Source organism: Candidatus Delongbacteria bacterium, assembly GCA_020634015.1.
Lineage (GTDB): Bacteria > CAIWAD01 > CAIWAD01 > CAIWAD01 > CAIWAD01 > JACKCN01.
In genome coordinates this window covers 578,278-597,996 of record JACKCN010000001.1, presented here as the reverse complement: position 1 = coordinate 597,996, position 19,719 = coordinate 578,278, and the positions used below count along the sequence as shown (strand labels likewise).

General features: G+C 65.9%; 15 protein-coding genes. 10 read left to right on the top strand and 5 right to left on the bottom strand.

The genetic code is table 11. From position 1 onward, the window contains the following. The first annotated feature begins 74 nt into the window (after window positions 1-74). The gene (mnmA, locus tag H6678_02475; GenBank protein ID MCB9472657.1) at window positions 75-1,157 is read left to right on the top strand and encodes a tRNA 2-thiouridine(34) synthase MnmA; all 1,083 of its coding nucleotides are present in this window, start codon (window positions 75-77) and stop codon (window positions 1,155-1,157) included. A 10-nt stretch (window positions 1,158-1,167) separates the two neighbouring features. Here mnmA and H6678_02470 read toward each other — a convergent pair whose 3' ends face one another. Next, complete coding sequence (locus H6678_02470; GenBank protein MCB9472656.1) at window positions 1,168-1,932, bottom strand: ferrochelatase; 765 nt, start codon at window positions 1,930-1,932, stop codon at window positions 1,168-1,170. 51 nt (window positions 1,933-1,983) lie between these two features. Here H6678_02470 and H6678_02465 point away from each other — a divergent pair, with 51 nt between their 5' ends. The 4 genes from H6678_02465 (at window position 1,984) to H6678_02450 (ending at window position 7,129) form a co-directional block, all read left to right on the top strand. Beyond that, the gene (locus H6678_02465; protein ID MCB9472655.1) at window positions 1,984-2,967 is read left to right on the top strand and encodes a prenyltransferase; all 984 of its coding nucleotides are present in this window, start codon (window positions 1,984-1,986) and stop codon (window positions 2,965-2,967) included. Between the two features lie 104 nt (window positions 2,968-3,071). After that, a complete protein-coding gene (locus H6678_02460) occupies window positions 3,072-5,153 on the top strand; it encodes a thioredoxin domain-containing protein (protein MCB9472654.1) in 2,082 nt (693 codons plus the stop codon). Window positions 5,154-5,192: 39 nt separating this feature from the next. After that, complete coding sequence (locus tag H6678_02455; protein ID MCB9472653.1) at window positions 5,193-5,837, top strand: phosphoribosylanthranilate isomerase; 645 nt, start codon at window positions 5,193-5,195, stop codon at window positions 5,835-5,837. A 122-nt stretch (window positions 5,838-5,959) separates the two neighbouring features. Then, on the top strand, window positions 5,960-7,129 hold the full coding sequence (locus H6678_02450) for a fatty acid desaturase (protein ID MCB9472652.1): 1,170 nt from the start codon (window positions 5,960-5,962) through the stop codon (window positions 7,127-7,129). A 1,922-nt stretch (window positions 7,130-9,051) separates the two neighbouring features. On the opposite strand, the gene aroC is transcribed toward H6678_02450, so the two are convergent. The 4 genes from aroC to H6678_02430 form a co-directional block, all read right to left on the bottom strand. Next, window positions 9,052-10,137: a chorismate synthase gene (aroC, locus tag H6678_02445; GenBank protein ID MCB9472651.1), complete on the bottom strand. Its 1,086-nt coding sequence runs from the start codon at window positions 10,135-10,137 to the stop codon at window positions 9,052-9,054. Beyond that, entirely contained in the window at window positions 10,137-10,829 is a 693-nt protein-coding gene (locus tag H6678_02440) for a metal-dependent hydrolase (protein MCB9472650.1), read from the bottom strand. Before H6678_02440 ends, aroC begins: the two co-directional genes overlap by 1 nt. Next, on the bottom strand, window positions 10,829-12,337 hold the full coding sequence (locus H6678_02435) for a response regulator (GenBank protein MCB9472649.1): 1,509 nt from the start codon (window positions 12,335-12,337) through the stop codon (window positions 10,829-10,831). Before H6678_02435 ends, H6678_02440 begins: the two co-directional genes overlap by 1 nt. A gap of 343 nt (window positions 12,338-12,680) precedes the next feature. Next, window positions 12,681-13,571, bottom strand: a complete 891-nt coding sequence (locus H6678_02430) for a methylated-DNA--[protein]-cysteine S-methyltransferase (GenBank protein ID MCB9472648.1) — start codon at window positions 13,569-13,571, stop codon at window positions 12,681-12,683. Between the two features lie 234 nt (window positions 13,572-13,805). Here H6678_02430 and H6678_02425 point away from each other — a divergent pair, with 234 nt between their 5' ends. The 5 genes from H6678_02425 to H6678_02405 all read left to right on the top strand — a co-directional run bounded on the left by H6678_02425 (window position 13,806) and on the right by H6678_02405 (window position 19,651). Then, window positions 13,806-15,092 (top strand): acetyl-CoA hydrolase/transferase family protein, encoded by a 1,287-nt coding sequence (locus H6678_02425; GenBank protein MCB9472647.1) that lies wholly within the window; start codon window positions 13,806-13,808, stop codon window positions 15,090-15,092. 228 nt (window positions 15,093-15,320) lie between these two features. Then, window positions 15,321-16,223: a UbiA family prenyltransferase gene (locus tag H6678_02420; protein MCB9472646.1), complete on the top strand. Its 903-nt coding sequence runs from the start codon at window positions 15,321-15,323 to the stop codon at window positions 16,221-16,223. 111 nt (window positions 16,224-16,334) lie between these two features. Further along, window positions 16,335-16,850 (top strand): helix-turn-helix transcriptional regulator, encoded by a 516-nt coding sequence (locus H6678_02415; protein MCB9472645.1) that lies wholly within the window; start codon window positions 16,335-16,337, stop codon window positions 16,848-16,850. 286 nt (window positions 16,851-17,136) lie between these two features. Further along, complete coding sequence (locus H6678_02410; protein ID MCB9472644.1) at window positions 17,137-17,844, top strand: response regulator transcription factor; 708 nt, start codon at window positions 17,137-17,139, stop codon at window positions 17,842-17,844. A 10-nt stretch (window positions 17,845-17,854) separates the two neighbouring features. After that, window positions 17,855-19,651, top strand: a complete 1,797-nt coding sequence (locus H6678_02405) for a PAS domain-containing protein (GenBank protein ID MCB9472643.1) — start codon at window positions 17,855-17,857, stop codon at window positions 19,649-19,651. Window positions 19,652-19,719 lie beyond the last annotated feature (68 nt).

Here is a 19,719-nt window from a genome sequence, read left to right as displayed (position 1 = left end):
AGGGAAGCCCCGCGCGCGGGTCCGCACAGGCCGTATATTGAGCGGGCCCGGACGGTCCGGGAATGGGAGATGCAATGCGGGACACGGCGGTGCTGTTGTCGGGGGGAGTGGACAGTTCGGTGGCCCTGCGCCTGTTGCAGAGGGCTGGCGGGCATCGGCTGACCGCCTGGTACCTGAAGATCTGGCTGCAGGAAGAGCTGGCTTTCCTGGGGGACTGCCCCTGGGAGGACGATCTGGACGCCGCGCGTGCCGTCTGTCAGCAGGCCGGCGTGCCGCTGGAAGTGCTGCCACTCCAGAAGGAATACTGGGAACGCGTGGTCAGTTATGTCCTGGACGAACTGCGTGCCGGCGGCACCCCCAGCCCCGACCTGCTCTGCAACGAGCGGATCAAGTTCGGTGCCTTCCTGGACTGCCTGGGACAACCCGAGGCCCTGGTCGCCAGCGGTCACTATGCCCGCCTGGACCACGAAGGCGACCGCCTGCGATTGTTGCGTTCTCCCGACCCGGTCAAGGACCAGAGTTACTTTCTGGCCCGGATGGCTCCGGCCCAGCTCGCCCGTTGCCTGTTTCCGGTGGGGCACCTGCACAAGCACGAGGTGCGCGCCCTGGCCGAGGAATTCCAGCTGCCGAATCGGGCTCGCCCCGACAGCCAGGGCATCTGTTTTCTGGGCAAGATCCGCTACTCCGAATTCGTGCGTCATCACCTGGGGGTGAAGGAAGGGCCGATCGTGGAGTGGGAGACCGGTACGCGCAAGGGCACGCATCAGGGTTTCTGGTATCACACCATCGGCCAGCGCAAGGGGCTGCGCCTGCACGGAGGCCCATGGTACGTGGTGGGCAAGGACCCGGTCGAGAACGTGGTCTTCATCAGTCGTCAGGAGTACCTGATGGATCACGCGGCCAGCCGCTTCCGGGCCGGTCAGGCCCAGTGGCTGGGTCCGGTCCCCGGGGAGGAAAGCCTGCATTGCAAGGTGCGTCATGGCCCCTCCTTGCCCGCCTGCCGCCTGCGCCCTCTGGCCGACGAAGGTTGGCTGGTGGAGCTGGAGCGCCCCGACACGGGACTGGCACCGGGGCAGTTCGTGGTGTTCTACAGGGGAGAGGAGTGCCTGGGCTCGGCCGTGATCCAGCAGGTGGAGACCCCGGGACTGTCGGATTGAACCGGGCTGTTCAGCGCGTGCGTTCCAGCCCCAGTTCCCGGGCCACAGTGGCACGGGTCTCGCCGTAGGGCCTGTTCCATTCGGGCTGCGTCTCCGCGCGCCATGCTTCCAGCGGGATCATGCCGCGCCGGGCCAATGTGCCGTGAAGCAGACACTCTTCCTTCGGCTCCCGCACGAATCCGAACGGATTGCGGAAATGACCGGCTTCCAGGCGATGATAGCGCGCGTCCTGACGGGCGATCAGCTGCTGCAGTTCCTGCCCGCGCTCGAGCAGATTTTCCAGGAAGGGCGTGGAGAACGGGCCCAGCAGCCGTCGGGAATCTGGATCACGCGCGACCCAGCGGGCCCAGTCCCACCCATAGAGGAAGTCGTGCAGATAGCGAAAGCGGATGGTGGAGTGGCGACCGAAGGCTGCGTTCAGTTCTTCCAGCAGGCCGAAACTCCGCTCCAGATCCGCGCAGGCCTCGTCGCTGGCGCGCGCCTGCTGCAGCAGTGAGGCGCAGAGGAAGTCCAGATCGCAGAAGATGTTGTGAGGAAAGTGCTCGGCCTGCTGGCGAACCAGATGTGCCAGACCGCGGGCGAAGGTGTGACACAGTTCGGGCGCATCGTCGGGAGTCAGAGCCACCCGGCTCATGCTCACCAGATCGCTGGCCCGTTCTCGCTCCGGTTGCAGACTGGCCCAGCCGGAGCGTTCCCTCAACCAGCGGTCACTGTCTTCCAGCAGGTCAAGCCAGGACTGGGTATCGGAACCGAATCGGGAATCAGCGGGACACATGGGCACACTCTTGCGTTGGTAAGGGCGTCAGCCTGCATTGAAGGACGCGCCATGAATCTAATGCAAAGCACAGCGAGGGAGGAACTCCCCCGGCGACCTCCGCTCGCGCAATGCTGGCGTGCCGCCCTGCGTCCGGCGTCGCTGCCCAAGATTCTGCTGCCGATCGGGGTGGGAGTGGCGCTGGCTCTGGCCGGACATGCCCCGCACCCGGTTTCGGGGATCCTGCTGGTGAGCCTCGCGGGTCTGCTGCTGCAGGCGGCCATCGTGCTGCTCAACGATCTGGCCGATGCGGACGCGGATCGCGAGCACATGCTGCGTCATCCGTCCAGTCTGGGCCCCCGGGTGATCCCGCTGGGCTGGCTCTCCCCAAGGGCCGTGGGCCTGGCCGGCAGCGCTGCCCTGCTGGCATTCGCCTTCTTCACCCAGCTGCGTGAAGCCACCGGCGGGGCCCACAGCCTGGGTCTGCTGGCCGTGGCCGCCATGCTGCTGCCCCTGCTCTACAGTTTTCCTCCGGCACGATTGAACTACCGAGGCGGAGGAGAACTGCTGGAGACCTTCGGAGTGGGCCTGCTGCTGCCCTGGCTGGGGTGGGGGTATTGCGGGCTTCCGCTGGGCGACTATCCCCTGCTCTGGAGCCTGCCCGCGCTCGGTCTGGCGGCTTCATCGGCCCTGGGCAGCGGGCTGGGGCATGTGGCCATGGACCGCCATACGGGCAAACGCACCCTGGCGGTGCTGCTGGGGCCACGCCGAGTGGCAAGGTTGGCCTTGCTTCTGCTGGGAACGGTCATCACGGGCCTGTCGCTGTTCCTTCATTCCCGCAGCGATCTGCCTGCGCTGCAATGGGCCATGGCACTGGCACTGCCGGTGTTCACGCTCCTGCCTTCGGTCCGCATGCTGGTCCAGTCCGCCGATATGCCCGCGCGCGCCCATTCCACGCTTGCCGACGCGGTGCTCAAGGCTTTCAAACTTGCCCAGAAGCAGGTGTTGCTGCTCTGCTGGCTGGCATTGATCCTGCTGGCGCGTGTTTTTGGCTGAGATGAATCCGGTGGATGGGTCGATTCCCAGTTAGGCAAGCCTTAGTTTGAGCGGATCAACGCAGACCACGGCGTTGAGCACTCGTGTCAGACTGGAAGCGTTTCATGATTTCCACCCTCAATCGCCTGCAATTCGAGAGCAGCCCCTATCTGCTGCAGCATCGCCACAACCCCGTGGACTGGTATCCCTGGGGTGAAGAAGCTTTCGCCCGCGCGCGCGAGCTGGATCGCCCGCTCTTCGTTTCCATTGGATACAGCACCTGCCACTGGTGCCATGTGATGGAACACGAAAGTTTCGCCGATCCGGATATTGCCGCGCTGATGAACCGGCTGCTGGTCTGCGTGAAGATCGACCGGGAAGAACGTCCCGATCTGGACGAGTACTTCATGCATCACTGCCAGCTGCTCACCGGTTCGGGAGGGTGGCCGCTGACGGTCGTGCTCACGCCGACGGGCGAGGTGTTCTACGCGGGTACCTATTTTCCGCCCAGGACCCGTCACGGACGGATGGGCATGCACGACCTGGTGCCACGTCTGGCCCAGGCCTGGCGCGAGGATCGCACACACGTGCTGGAATCCGTGAGCCAGATCCAGGCGGCCATCGAGGAAAGCTCGAAGCAGCGGCCGGGACTGCGACCGGGCAATGAGTTGCAGACCATGGCCGCCGAGCTGCTGCTGAAGCGCCACGATCCACTCTGGGGCGGCTTCGGCGACGCCCCGCGATTTCCCACAGCACAGAACCTGCAGCTGCTGCTGCAGCTTTGCCGCCACCGTCCCGACCGTTTCCGGCTGGAGGCGGTGGAGCGCACTCTGCAGGAAATGCGGCGCGGCGGAATCTTTGACCAGCTGGGCCTGGGCTGGCATCGCTACTCCACCGACAAGGAGTGGCGTGTGCCACACTTCGAGAAGATGCTCTATGACCAGGCGCTGCTGGTGCCCGTGTACCTGGAGGCCTGGCGTCAGACCGAGCGCCCATTCTACCGCCAGGTGGTGCGCGAGACCTGTGACTATGTGATCCAGAATCTTCTGCAGCCCAATGGGGGGTTCCGCTCCGCCGAAGATGCCGACAGCGAAGGCGAAGAAGGTCGGTTCCATGTCTGGACGCACCAGCAGCTCCACAGCGTGCTGGGCGCGGAAGGAACCCGGGCATTGGCCAGCGTGCTGGATCTGCCGGCCGGTGGCAACTGGCAGGGCGAGAGCGGACATGAAGCGGACCTTTGGGTGTTGCGCCTGCCGGGTGGGCCGGGAACCCTCCTCGAGGACGAGGTCCTGCCCTCCGCGCAGTCCCGCGAACTGTTCGCTGTGCTGCGCCCCCGGCTGCTCGAGGCTCGCGAACGGCGCCCGCGGCCCTTCATGGACGACAAGGTGCTGGCCGACTGGAACGGGATGATGCTGTCCGCCATGGCCCAGGCCGCCTGGAGCCTGAACGATCCCGGTTATCTGGCCGTCGCCCGGGACACGGCCCACTTCCTGCTCGACTCGCTGCGTGATCCAGCGGGACACTGGCTGAGGCGCTGGCGCGACGGTCAGGCGGGCATCGCGGCCCAGCAACTCGATCTTGCCGCTCTGTGCTCGGGTTTCCTGGATCTGTATACGGCCGACGGAGATCCCACGTGGCTCGAACAGGCCCGCGGCCTGCAGGAGATTCAGGACCGCGACTTCCTGGACTCCGAACAGGGCGGGTACTGGATCTGCAGCCAGCTGGACAGCACACTCCCGATCCGGCGCAAGGAGTTTCACGATGGCGCCCTGCCCTCGGGCAATTCTCTGGCGCTTGAGAATCTGGTGCGCCTGGGCCGTCTTTGTGGAGATGACGAGCTGCTGGACCGGGCCGAAGCGCTGGTTGCGCTGGCACACGCCAACCATCCCCTGGCGATGGGCTCGGCCAATCGACTGCTCTGCGGGCTGGACGAGCTGCGCCGCCCGCGCCGTGAAATCGTGCTCTGGGGAGACCCCAGTCACGAGCGGACACACGCGCTGCTCGAGGTTGTCCGTAGACGCTGGCAGCCGGGGCAGGTGCTGCATCGTCTGCATTCCGGCCAGAGTGAGCGTCTGTGCAGACTCGCACCCTGGCTGGAGGATCTGGCGGTTCAGGCACCCACACATCCAATGGTATTCGTGTGCCAGAACCACTCCTGCGCCCTGCCCTGCGGCGATCCGGAAGAGCTGGAAGGAAAACTGGCCTGAGGCCGGAGGCTTGCGTTGGACGCCTGTCACACCCCGCGAATCAAGATCTGCTGCATATCCAGCGCCCAGGAGGCCCGCCTGGCCGTGGCGGCGGGCGCGCACGCCCTGGGGCTGGTGTCCAACATGCCCTCGGGTCCGGGAGTGATTTCCGAATCGTGCATCGCGCGCATCGCCGCGCAGGTGCCGCCCCCGGTGCGCTGTTTCCTGCTGACGGCCTCGCTCGATCTGGAGACGATCGTGGCCCAGCAACGCAGCACGGGCTGCGATGTGATCCAATTGGTCAGTCCCGTGCCTCCCGGCCTGCTGGAGGAGCTGAGGCAGGCTTTGCCCGGCATCGGGCTGGTTCCGGTCGTGCACGTGCAGGGGCCCGAGTCACTGGACGAGGCCCGGGAGCTTGAAAGGGCGGGCGCGCGCCTGATCCTGCTGGATTCGGGCAATCCGGGAGCGCGTGTCCCCGAACTGGGCGGCACCGGCCGGGTACATGACTGGGCCCTCAGCCGCCGGATTCGTGAGGAGCTGTCGGTGCCCGTCCTGCTGGCCGGGGGCCTCACTCCGGAGAATGTTGCCACGGCCGTGGAGCGGGTGGGGCCCTTTGGCCTCGATCTGTGCAGCGGAGTACGCCGCGGTGGCGCTCTGGACCCCGAACGGCTTCAGGCGTTTTTCCGGGCCTTGCCCCGCTGCTGAAGCCACAACAATCTCCCCATGAGACGATTCACGCGGGGCAGGGTCCCCGAACTTGCTACACTGGGGCGGGCCCGCAGGGACCTTCCTGCACCCCGACCCTCGTTTCCCCTGAAAGGCACAGCATGTCCCAGGACAAACCCCCCATCAACTGGAAAACCACCCTCTTCCTCTTGGCCACCTTCCTGATCAGCGTGATCGGAGTGCCATGGTTCATTTCCAGATACGGCTTCCATGCCTTCGATCTCGTCCATTTTCTGGTCATGGCCTACGCCACCGGTCTGGCGATCACCGTGGGCTATCACCGACTCTTCGCCCACCGCAGTTTCCAGGCCCGCAAGGCGGTGCGTGTGATCACGGGGCTGTTCGCGGCCGCCACCTTCGAGAATTCGATTCTCACCTGGGCCAGCGAGCACCGCTACCATCACAAGTACGTCGACCGGGACGGCTTCCCCTACGATCCCTACAACATCAACAAGGGCTTCTTTCACGCTCACATGGGCTGGCTGCTGCGCGAGCAGAGCCCGAAGATGGACCGCAGCAATGTGGCCGATCTGGAGAAGGATCCCTTCGTGCGCTGGCAGGACCGGCACATCCATGCGCTGATGATTTCCATGGGCCTGCTGCTGCCGACTCTGGTGGGCGTGATCCAGGGACTGCTCAGCGGGCGTCCGCTGTTCCAGGCCGCGCTGGCGGGTTTCCTCTTCGGAGGGGTGGCGCGCGTGGTCTTCGTGCATCACGGCACCTTCTTCATCAACAGTCTCTGCCACTTCCTGGGCCGCCGCCCCTACGACAGCGGCACCACGGCCCGGGACAGCGGCCTGGTGGCCTTCTTCACCTACGGCGAAGGCTATCACAATTACCACCACACCTTCCCCGGCGACTATCGCAACGGCATCCGGGCCTGGCATTTCGATCCGGGCAAGTGGGTGATCTGGCTGCTCGAGAAGACCCGCCTGGCCTGGAGCCTGAAGCGTGTGCCCGAGGAGACCGTGCAGATGGCCCGCCTCAGGGAGCAGCGCCGCCGCCTGGAACACAGCCTGACCACCCGGCTGGAAGATCTGCGCAGCCAGGCCAGCGAGATGCTGCTGGGGCTGGAACAGCGCCTCGAGTTGCTGCACGCGCGCGCCCGCCAGCTCTGGAGCGAGCATCACGCACTCAGAAGCCAGCCCCGGGTCGAGCGTCGCCCGCGTCTCCAGGAACTGAAGCGCGAGGCCCGTCAATTGCGCCTGGAGTTCATGGCCGAACTGGCCAACTGGCAACAGGCCGCCGCCGCCCTTCGCGCGACCGCCTGATCCCCAACGTCGGCCCGCTTGCTGCGGGCATTTCCCATCACACCCACGGATGACCACGCCCCTGGCCGCCGTACGTCCGCCCGTGGATTCCCCACGGGCTTGTATGTACGACGCCCCGTTCGGGGCTTGGCAAGCAGCGATTGTGTAGCGAGGCGAAGCCACATTCCCCTTCCCCCGCGCAGCGGGGGAAGGCCCGCCGACAGGCGGGATGGGATGGGGGCACCGCGCGGAACGGTCCAGAAGTCTGATGTCCGCGACACTGCCCCCATGCCATCCCATGGTTTCACCATGTTCCCCGGATTGCGCCGGGCACCTCTCGTGTCGTGACGGATACGGAGGCTTCATCCGGGCTACGGTGTCTACGTCATAGATTGACGCCCACCCGTGGAATCTCCACGGGCCACAGTGTGCGTCATTCCCGCGCAGGCGGGAACCCCGAGCGGTTGCACCACACATCATCAATCACCCGTGGTGTCCCCACGAAGTGGATTGCGCCGGAGCGATTCTCTTCATGCATCGAATGTGGCGGCGCACCCACGCATCCGCCCTTGGATTCCCCACGGGCTACGGATGTGTGATGCCCCATTCGGGGCTTGGCAGGCAGCGCTTGTGTGCCGAGGCGAGCGATCCCTTCCCTCGCGCAGCGGGAAGGTCCGCCGACAGGTAGGATGGGATGGGGGCATGGGGTTTTGGTCTACCTTTTCGCGCGCTGACTTGCGGGAAATGAGCGCATTGCCGGGGGCGCCACTCTGGGTGACCTGACACATGGATGTCGCACGGATTGGGACCGATGCCACCACGCCCGCTTGCGCGGGAATGACAAAATCCCTCAGATCAATTTTCTTCCGCAGTGGTGACGCCGGTGGCGGAACCATCGAGACGGAACGGTCAGGCATTCACGTGGGCCGCCGCGCTTGCTCGCCGGACCGCGAAGCGGGCCAAGTTTGCGCGGCGCGGGGTCTGCTGAGCCTTCTTTTGGTCTACCTTTTCTTCGCGAAGAAAAGGTAGAGAGCGCCCCCCGCGCAAGGGGAGCGCATTGCCGGCGACCGGCGACAACATCCGTGACACGCACACTGTCTGTCGCACAGCGATTCCGAATGCGAAAAAGCTTGCGGTGTAACCACTCGGGGTTCCCGCTTGCGCGGGAATGACATGCTTGGGGGGGGATGACAGGACCTGGGGCTCGCCTCAGATCAATCTTCTTCCACAGTGGTGACGCCGGTGGCGGAACCATCGAGGCGGAACGGTCGGGCAGGGAGCGTGGGCCGCCGCGCTTGCTCGCCGGACCGCATCGCGGGCCAAGTTTGCGCGGCGCGGGGCCTGCTGAGCCTTCTTTTGGTCTACCTTTTCTTCGCGAAGAAAAGGTAGAGAGTGCCCCCCGCGCAGGGGAGCGCATTGCCGGCGACCGGCGACAACATCCGTGACACGCAGACTGTCTGTCGCACAGCGATTCCGAATGCAAAAAGCTTGCGGTGCAACCACTCGGGGTTCCTGCTTGCGCAAGAATGACATGCTTGGGGGGGTAGGACCTGGGGCTCGCCTCAGATCAAACTCTTCCACAGCGGTGACGCCGGTGGCGGAACCATCGAGACGGAGCGGTCGGGCATTCATGTGGGCCGCCGCGCTTGGCCCGAAGGACCGCATCGCGGGCCAAGTTTGCGCGGCGCAAGGCCTGCTGAGCCTTCTTTTGGCCTACCTTTTCTTCGCGAAGAAAAGGTAGAGAGCGCCCCCCGCGCAGGGGAGTGTGCGGTGTAACCACTCGGGGCCCCCATTCTGGGCGACCCGCTTCACGGGGATGACAGGACATGGGGCGGGCCTGGCTGACCCGAGTCACCACAAGGTGCACGAGCCACGAACACAAGCACGAGCACGAGGTCGAGATCGAGGAAGCTATGGATTGATGCTGGGGTGGCGCGAGGGTGTCAGACCCGGGCGCAGCGCTGGCGCAACCAGTGATCCGCCAGGGTCACCAGCACCATCGCCTCGGCCATGGGGATGAAGCGGGGCAGCAGGCAAGGGTCGTGGCGTCCGGTGATCGCAAGCTCCACGGGGCGGCCCTCGGTATCCACGGTGCGCTGGCTGGCGGCGATGGAACTGGTGGGCTTGACGGCGCAGCGGATCACGATGGGCATGCCGCTGGAGAGACCGCCAAGGATGCCACCGTGATGATTGCTGGCGGTGCCCGTGCTGCCGTCGGCGCGGGTCACGAAGGAGTCGTTGTGCTGGCTGCCGCGCAGGCGCGCGCTGGCGAAGCCGTCGCCGAATTCCACACCCACCACGGCGGGCAGGCTGAAAAGGGCCTTGCCCAGATCGGCGCGCAGTTTGTCGAAGACCGGCTCACCCAGCCCGGCTGGCACTCCCCAGGCGCGGATCTCGGCCACCCCACCGATGCTGTCCCCCGCATCACGGCATTGCTCGACCAGCGTGACCATCCGGGCCGAGCTTGCCGGGTCCGGGCAGCGCACGGGGCTGGCTTCCACCTGTTCCAGGCTGACGCCATCGGGATGAGCCAGCTCGCAGACGCAGTCACCGACCTGCCGCACCCAGCCCAGCACGCGAATGTCCGCGGTGTGCAGCAGCTTGCGTGCCACGGCGCCCGCGATCACCCGGCCGACCGTCTCGCGCGCGCTGGCCCGGCCTCCGCCACGCGGATCACGCAACCCATAACGAGCCAGCCAGGCCTGGTCGGCGTGTCCCGGCCGCAGCACATTCGCCAGCTCGGCATAATCCTTCGAGCGCGCATCCGTGTTGCGTACCAGCACCGTCAGAGGCGCTCCCGTGCAGCGCCCTTCGTGCACTCCCGACAGAATTTCGGGCAGGTCTTCTTCCTGGCGCTGTGTCGTCAATGCGGACTGGCCCGGGCGCCGGCGGCGCAGATCGGGCAGCAGGTCCTCCACGGACAGTTCCAGGCCAGCGGGCACTCCATCGAGGATGAGCACCTGGGCCGGGCCATGGCTTTCGCCCGCGGTGGTCATACGGAACAGGCTGCCGAAGGAATTGCCCGCCATCAATCACACTCCTCAAGGGTGAGACTTTCGCCAATCGCCAGCACGCGGGCCTGCTGACCCTGGGCCAGCACCTTGCGGACAAAATCGTGAGGGTCGGCTTCGATGGGAGGAAATGTGTTGTAGTGCATGGGAATCGCCAGTCCGGCCTTGAGGAACTGGCAGGCCTTGACCGCATCGTCCACGCCCATGGTGAAGTTGTCGCCGATGGGCAGCAGGGCCAGGTCGAGGGGGGCGGGAAAGGAGCCGATGAGCTGCATGTCCAGAAACAGGCCTGTGTCACCGCTGTGATAGATCCTGCGGCCGCCCGCGCTGAGCACGATGCCGCAGGGATTGCCCAGGGCTTCGCCCGAAGGCCCCGTGGAGCCATGATGGGCAATGGTCAGCTTGACGTGGCCGAAGGGAAACTGCCAGCCTCCGCCGATATGCATGCCATGGCTGCGCACGCCCCGGGTTTCCATCCACTGGCTGATTTCGAAGTTGCAGACCACCAGCGCCCCGCTGCGGCGCGCCAGTTCCACCGTGTCACCGATGTGATCGCCGTGGCCGTGAGTCACGAGGATCGCGTCCAGCCTGTCGAAGTCCGCCGGACTCACGCGCGCCAGCGGGTTGCCCGTGAAGAAGGGGTCAATCAGCAGGCGTCCCTGCGGGTGCTCGATCTCGAAGCATGAGTGGCCGTGCCAGGTTGCAGTGATCACAGCGGGGCTCCCGGAGGATCCTGCTCGCTGTGCACCGAACGCATCACACCGAACAGGGTCTGAATGGTGAAGGGCTTGGGCAGAAAGGCCCTGGCCCCCGTTTCCGCGGGCAGCGAGGCATTGTGGGTGCCGTTGCCGCTCATCAGGATCACGCGCAGCTCCGGGTCCAGTTCCATCAGGCCCCGGCAGGTATCCTGACCGCTCAGCCCGGGCATCGAGAGATCGAGCAGTACCACCTGGAAACGCGCTCCGGCTGCGGCCGCACGTGCCAGCGCCTGCTGACCCGATTCCACGGATTCCACCGTGTATCCTCTGGACTCCAGCAGCTTTTCCAGGACTTCGCGCACGCTGGTCTCATCGTCCACCACCAGCACGTGCTGTCCGCGGCCTTCATCGGGCTGGCCATTCAGCTGCGAGCGGCGACTGAGCGGTTCGGGGCTGGTTGCGGCCGGCAGTTCCAGCCGGTAGAGCAGTCCGCCCGTCTGGGTGACACGGTGCTCGAGTGTTCCATTGAGGGCCCGGGCACTCTGGCGGGCGTCCCGGAGCTCCTGTTCCATGGCACACGCTTCCTCGCCGGAATCCGCGGCCAGTGTCGCCGTCTGCAGGCATTCGACTTCGATCCAGCAGGGATGCGGGGATGCCTTCGCCGCGGATTCCTGTCCACAGCGCACTCTGATCTGACCCGTTTCGCTGTCCGAATGGCGCGACACGTGCAGCAGGCAGGACAGCAGGATCAGGCGCACGTGATCCGGGTCGGCCAGTGCGCGCACCGATTTCGAGGGGTTTTCGGCCTCCATCCGGATGCCGGCGGGCACGCTGAACTTGACCAGATGCGCGATGTTTTCAAGAAAGGTGTCCAGCTCCAGGGCCACCAGGCGGGGCTCGTCGCAATCCAGCAGGCCCAGGATCTCGCGCGAGAGATCACGGGCGCGCAGGGCGGCCAGGCGGATCGGCTCAAGCTGCTCGACGGCCTGAGGATCCTTGCACTGGCGCACCAGCAGTTCGCTGTGACCCAGAATGCCCAGCAGGAGGTTGTTGTACTGGTGAGCCACTCCGCCTGCCAGCGACCCCAGACATTGCAGGCGCCCCAGACGCCTGGCCGTGCTCCAGGAGGCGGGTTCGCGATGGGACTGAGTCACGGGTCCCGAGAATTCAAAGCGCACGGCCATTCCGTGACCGTTGCCGAGCGGGAAGGGCAGCAGGTGCAGGCAGGGCGGAAGCCCACTGCGCTGCAGAAAGGTCGGTGTGGGATACTGGCGGGCCTGGCCGTTGCGGGCGGCCTGTGCGACAGGCTCGGCGAACCAGATGGCCCATTCGGGACTCCAGTCGGCCAGTGACATTCCCGCTTGAAGCTGGGTTCCCGGGGAGGACAATCCGGCGAAGGCCGGTGAAAACCGCAGCAGGTCCAGTTCGGGAGAGAGCACACACACTGGGTGGCCCGCATGCGATTCAAGAGCACGCAGTTCCTGCGCGGCCAGCTGGTCGGGATCGTCGATGGGGATCATGGCGTGCCTTTATGCCGGTCATGCCAGCCTGCGGCCCGAAAGAGAAAGAAAAAAGCCCAAGTGTCCTTTTCCACCAACCCAACCATTTCCATTTGGCCGCCAACCAGGTTCGCTCCGAAGTGCCGGGCAACCTGAGAGCATTTCCAATGGAGCGGATCCGGACACAAGGGCAATTGTCGAAACGGCGCGGTGAAAGCCGGTCATCGATTCAGCAGTCCCGGATGCCCCGGGGCCACCCGGGATCCCGGGAATGTTCAGGGATGCGCCCCGGCTGGGCCGGGCTCGGGCGGACCGCCAAAGTAGTCCCGCAGCGGCGCAGAGTCAAAGGAATAAGGGGTGCGGCTCAATCCATTTCTTCGTTGTCGAAGAGACCCGGTTCTTCCGTTCCGGGCAGAAACCCGTGTTCCCAGGCGATCAGCGAGCCCTTGACCAGGCTGCCCCAGCGGTACTGGCCCACCAGACCCAGCTTGCGGATCACACGGTGGCAGGGAATCAACCAGGACACCGGATTGGCGCCCACGCCGCTGGCCACGGCCCGTACCGCGCCGGGACTGCTGCAGAGACCGGCCAGGCGTTCGTAGCAGAGCAATTGGCCGACCGGAATGCGCATCAGGGCTTCCCAGACCGTCAATTGAAACTCGGTGCCGATCAGGTGAAGTCGCAGTTGGGGCCGCCCGGTGTCGTCCCCGGGAAACAGGGTGGCAGCCAGCTCGGCAAGGCTTCCCGCGCGCTGTTCCAGTCGGGCCCGGGGCCAGCGTGCCCGCAGGTCCGCGAGCGCCGCCTCGGGACCCAGTTCGGCGGTGAAGGCCAGGAAACACAGACCCAGCGGGCTGCAGGCCAGCAGCATGGGACCGAAGGGGCCGGGCTGCAGGTCCCAGACAAGCTCCAGGCCAGCGCCACGGCTGCGCCAGCTTCCCGGCCTGACGGCATCGTGCCTCACCATCAGGTCGTGCAGGCGTCCCGGACCCGAGAGTCCGCCCGCCCAGGCAGCCGCTTCCACCGTGTCGCCGGCAACCAGGCGCGCGCGCAGGTCGCGCAGACTCAGATACTGCTGGAAGCGCTTGGGCGAGACCCCCGCCCAGCGTTTGAACAGGCGCTGGGCATGTCCGGGACTGAGCTCCATCACGCGGGCCAGCTCTTCCAGTCCGCTCTCGCCTGCGCCTTCGGCCCGGCGTGTCTCGATGTGGCGCAGGGCCCGGATCATCCGGCCCAGATCCTGCTCACGCAGTTCCATGACATCCTCCCGCTTGTGGGCTGCCAACTTGGAACACCCAGTCGCCGAAAGCCACCCGATTCCTGCGCTCCAGTCGTTTCGAAGAGTGGCCGATTGATGTGGGTCAACCATTGCCGGTTGGCTGCGCTCTAGCTTCCGGCACTGTGCGGCGGAGTCAAGCGCGGCGGCTTCCGGAATAGGGTTTTCAGGAAAAGGCCGGGGTGACCGGGACAGCAACAGTTTCAGGAGGCAGGAATGGCACCGTATAAAGCGAATTCACCGGAAGAGGTGGTCGCCTCGATCGAAAGCAATGAGTACGTCTGGGTGCATTCAATGGGCGCGACTCCGGTACGTCTGCTGGAAGGCATCGCCAACCACGCTCGCGACAAGCAGAACATCACGCTGATGATGCTGCATACCGAAGGCGCCGAAGTGGTGACCGGACCCGAGCTGGAAGGACACATCCAGCTGCGCTGTTTCTTCGTGGGCGCGCCCACGCGCAAGATCGTCAACGAAGGACGCGCCGACTACATTCCGATGTTCCTCTCGGAAATTCCCAAGTACTTCCGTGCCGGGGAACAGCGGGTGGACACGGTGCTGCTGCAGGTGAGCCCGCCCGATGCCCACGGGATGTGCACCATGGGCATTTCGGTGGAAGCCGCCAAGGCCGCCTGCGACGTGGCACGCAAGATCATCGCCCATATCAATCCCAGCATGCCGCGCACGCACGGTGATGCATTCATCCCCTACAATCGCTTCCACGCCGTGTATGAGGAGAACATTCCCCTGCCCGAGTTTCCCGCGGCCAGGCAGTCCGAGACCACCCTTGCCATCGGCGAGCGCGTGGCCAGCCTGATCCGTGATGGCGACTGCCTGCAGATGGGCATTGGCGCCATTCCCGATGCGGCGCTGAAATGCCTGGGCGATCACAAGGACATCGGCATTCACACCGAGATGTTCGCCGAGGGGCTGCTGGATCTGGTCGAGCGCGGAGTCGTCACGGGCAAGCGCAAGAAGATCCACCCCGGCAAGATCGTCACCAGTTTCGCCATGGGCACGCGGCGCCTCTACGACTTCGTGGACGACAATCCTGAAGTGGTCTTCCTGGATGTTGAGTACGTGAACGACTCGGCCAACATCCGGCGCAATCCCAATGTGACCGCGATCAACAGCGCGCTCCAGGTGGATCTGTCGGGCCAGGTCTGCGCCGATTCCATTGGTACCCGCATCTATTCCGGCGTGGGTGGCCAGATGGACTTCATCCGCGGGGCCACCCTCTCGCCCGGAGGCCGTGCCATCATCGCGCTGCCCTCGACGGCGGCCGGCGGCAAGGTCTCGCGCATTGCCCCGATGCTTGCCCCGGGCTCCGGCGTGGTCACCACGCGTGCCCATGTGCAGTACGTGGTCACCGAGTACGGCGTGGCCAATCTCAAGGGCCGCAGTCTGCGCGAGCGCGCCCGGGAACTGATCCGGATTTCCCATCCCGATTTCCGCGAGGAACTGGAAAAGCAGGCCCGCGAATTCTGGGGACTGCATATCTGACGCATTCCGGGCCGCCATGCCCGGCGACTCCCTGTTCGATGCATGCCGCCTCCGTTTGCCCGGGGGCGGCTTTTTCGTGGGGCTCGGCCTCCCGCCGCATTCCCGCCGTATATTGAGTGCGTTCGCAAGTCATGTTCCAGTTGAGGTGCTCGCGATGGTCCCCGGCGCAAGCCCGTGTGTCACACATGCCTGTCCTGCAGCTCCCGCCCCGGGCGATCGGTCCCGCCCATGAACGCCCGAGTGCATCACTGGATCAAAGCCGCGCGTCCACTTTCTCTGGGCAACATCTGGCCTCCCGCGCTCGCGGGCTGGTTTCTGGCCACGGACGCCGGTGCCGCGGGTGGAAGCGGCTGGTTGCTGCTGCTGCTGGTTGCCTGCTGGCTGGACCAACTGGCCATCGTGTTCCTCAATGAAGTGGCCGACCAGGCCGCCGACCGACTGAATCCACGCCCCACCCTCTTTTCCGGTGGATCGCGTGTGCTGGTGGATGCCCTGATTCCGGCAGCGACGCTGCGGCGTGCGGGCCTGTTGGCGGCCTCCGGATTCCTGGGGCTGTGCCTGCTGGCCGGGCTGTTGCTGGGCGACTGGCGTGCGCCCGCCCTGGCCCTGGCCGGGATCGCCTTGCTGCACGCCTACAGTTTTCGTCCCCTGCGCCTGAACTACGAGGGCGGCGGCGAGCTGCTGCAGGCATCGGGAGTGGCTTTCGTGCTTCCCGGTCTGGGGCTGCTGCTTGCGGGCGGGACCTGGGGCCTGCTGGCTCCCGACGAATGGCTTGGGCTGTTTCTGCTGGCCATGCCCGGAGCGCTGGGCAGCACTCTGACCGACGCCCCCGCCGATCGCCTGGCAGGCAAGGAAACTCTGGCCGCCCGCTTCGGCACCAGCGCAGCGGCCCTGCTGGGGCTGGCTTCCGGCTGCACGGCGCTGGGTCTGCTGGCCGATCGCTTCAGCCCACTGGGTTTCTGGAGTCTGGTGACCCTGCTGGGCCTGCTGCTGCTTCAGCGCGCGGCCTTCAGGCTGTGGCGCCTGCCCGAGTCGGAAGCCGCTCACGGCTGGAATCGCCTGAGTGCCCAGCTGCTGCTGGTCTTCACCATGCTGGGGTGGCTGGGGCTGGGGCCCCTGTCCTCGATCTGAGTCGCCCGGCCCGCGGCGGACCACCGCGGGAACCCCTTCGGCGGTCGGCGGTTTACGGGAAACGCCTGACCTGCAAGGCTGGCGCGGTCGGAAACTCTTTCCGGAGTCCCCATGAGCAGTCCCAGACCCCGCAAGCGCGTGGATGAAGACGTGCGACGCATGCACCAGGTGCTGTCGCGCAACCTGCGCCAGTTGATGGCCGAAAGCAATGGGGGCCAGAGCAGCAGCGTGCTCTCGCTGGCGCGGGCCACGGGGCTGGGTACCGGCAGCATCCAGGCCCTGCTGCGCGACCAGGACCACAGCCCGAGCATTCGTGTACTGGAACGACTGGCCCAGCACTTCGGCCTGCGCGGCGCCTGGGTCCTGATGAGCAACATGGACCTGGACCGCGAGATCTGTTTCTGGCTGGCCACCCATCGGCTGCCATTCTCGATGCAGGAAGTGGACATCACCCGCCTGGTGGCGCTCTGCGAACCCTGGCAGACCCCCGAGGCGGCCCATGCCCTGCTGGAACTGGCCCGCGAAATGACCCTGGGCGAGTTCCGCGCCCTGCTGGACCGGGCCGAGGGCCTGGAGCTGCCCACCAACCCCAACTGGACCGTGCTGGCCAGCCAGATCGCCGGCTGATCGCCTGATCCCGCGTCATTCCTGCCCGATTCCTTCCCTGAGCTAACCCGGGTCTAACACCGGCTTGTGAAGCTCTCGCCGTCAACCGTGAACGGGACGGACGGGGCCGCCCAGAGTGAGGCCCGCAGGTTTGCATCCATCGCCGGGCTTCCATATTGTGGCCCCGTTGTTTGTCCGCCGTGTCCGTCCTGCCCGCTCCGTTTCCAGCGCCCAGGGAGGACCCATGAATCGGCGACTCGCACCCCAGGAACACAATCCCGGCATTGCCGCCCGGGGAGAACAGTCAATGGCCCGCACGCGCATTCTGGTGGTGGAAGACGAAGAGGACATCGCCGAGCTGATCCAGTTCACCCTGAACCGGGACGGCTTCGCCTGCGATCACGTGGCCGATGGTGCCCGTGCCCTCAAGGCCATCGAAGACCTGCGCCCCGACCTGGTGCTGCTGGACCTGATGCTGCCCGGAAGCGATGGCAACACCATCTGTCGCGAACTTCGCTCCAACCCCGACCTGGCGCGGATTCCCGTGATCATGCTGACCGCGCGAGGCCAGGAAGGCGACATGATCCGCGGCCTGGAACACGGTGCCGACGATTACATCACCAAACCCTTCAGCCCACGCCTGCTCTGCGCACGCATCCGTGCCGTGATGCGTCGCCGTGGTGCGGTGGAGCCGCCGGTGGGCGAGGAGCCACCGCGGGTCATCCGGCGCGGGCCGATCGAGATCTATCCCGGCAAGCACCAGCTGCGCCTCAATGGCGAGGTGGTGGAGCTGACCTACACCGAATTCCAGTTGCTGCATCTGCTGGCGGGACGTCCGGGCTGGGTCTTCACCCGCTACCAGATCGTGGACGCGGTGCGCGGGGAGGGCTATCCCGTGACCGAACGCGCCGTGGACGTGCAGGTCGTGGGCCTGCGTCGCAAGCTGGGTGACGCCGCGCTCTACATCGAAACCGTGCGTGGTGTGGGCTACCGATTCAAGGAGTCCGACAACTGAGCGGCACCCCATGAAGAATCGCAGGCTCTTCCTGCAACTTTTTCCGGCACTGCTGGCCACCCTGCTGGTCAGTCTGGCGCTGCTGGCGGTGTTCGCCGGGCGCTCCTTCCGTCAGCAGACCTTCGAGCGCCAGCAGCAGGACCTGCTGGAACGCGCCCAGCTGCTGGCGCCTTCCGTGATCGATCTTCTCGAATCCAATCAGCGCGACGCCCTTGATCGCCTGCTGCTTCGCATCGGACCCTCCTCGCACACGCGGATCACGATCATGGCCCTGAACGGAATCGTGCTGGCGGAGACGGACGAAGATCCCGCCAGCATGGAGAATCATGGCACCCGTCCGGAAATGCTGGCCGCCCTCCAGAGCGGCGAGGGCCACTCGATCCGCTTCAGCAAGACCCTTCAGCAGGAAATGGTCTACGTGGCCCTGCGACTCGACCGGGATGGAACACCGCGGGCCGTGGTGCGCACCAGCATTCCCCTGCACGATGTCCGCGAAGCAGTGAGCCGGATCTACCAGTTCCTCTTCCTGTGCAGCTTGGTGCTGGCTCTGATCGCCGCCGGTCTGGCACTCTGGATCACGCGGCGGATCAGCCGTCCCATCGAAGGCATGCGTCACGCGGCGGAACTGTACGCCAGTGGACGGCTCAGTTTCCGCCTGGAAGCGGTACCGATCTCCGAACTGAGCGCCCTGGCCCTGGCGATGAATCGGATGGCGGGCAGCCTGGAGGAGAAGATCGCCAGCCTGGCCCGCGAGCGGAACATGCGCGAGGCGCTGCTGGATTCCATGAACGAAGGGGTGGTGGGGCTGGACAAGGCGGGCCGGATTCTCTTCGTGAACCGGGCGGCCGTGCGCCTGCTGGGTCTCCCGGGCGACCGTCTGCACGGCAACCTGCTGCTGGACATGCTGCCGCTGGAGGAATTGCGCCAGGCGCTGATGCCCGCGCTGGTCACCCGGGGCAGCCGTGAACTGTGCGTGCCCTGGGGCGAAACCGACCTGCGCTACCTGGCGCTGGGCGTGACCACCCTGCACGACCTGGACGACCAGGAAATCGGCAGCCTGGCCGTGTTCAGCGAAATCACGCGCATGCGTCGCCTGGAACGGGTGCGCGAGGATTTTGTGGCCAATGTCTCACACGAACTGCGCACACCCATCACCTCGATCCGGGGCTTCGTCGAATCGCTCAACGAAGGAGCGCTGGAAGATCCGCCCACTGCCCGTCGTTTCCTGGGCATCATTGAGCGCCAGGTCGTGCGCCTGAGCGCGATCATCGACGATCTGCTGGCGCTGTCGCGCATCGAACGCGACGAACAGGACCAGACCGTCGAGTTCCAGCTGACCGGCCTGAGGGCCGTGATCGAGGAGGCGTTGGGGATCTGCGAGTTCAAGGCCCGCGAGCGTCGGGTGAACCTGGCGGTCGAGTGCGCGGGTGACCCGCACTGGGTGCTGAACGCGGCCATGCTGGAGCGCGCACTGATCAACCTGGTCGAAAACGCCATCAAGTACAGCCCCGAGGAGGGCACGGTCACGCTGCGCGTGGATCCCGGCGAGAGCGAGCTGCGCCTCACCATTGAAGACCAGGGCCCCGGCATTCCCGCCGAGCACCTGCCCCGGCTGTTCGAGCGCTTCTATGTGGTGGACCGGGCACGCAGCCGCAGCATGGGCGGCACCGGCCTGGGGCTGTCCATCGTCAAGCACATCGCCCGTACTCACCAGGGTCGCGTCAGTGTGGACAGCCGTCCTGGCGCGGGCTCCCGCTTCACTTTGCACCTTCCCGCCGATCCGAGCGCGCCTGCCCCGAGCGCCTGAGAGTGCTTCCTCCTTCCCGCCCTTAACCGAAAACTCACGCCTGACTCACCGTGGCTTGACGCCATCCC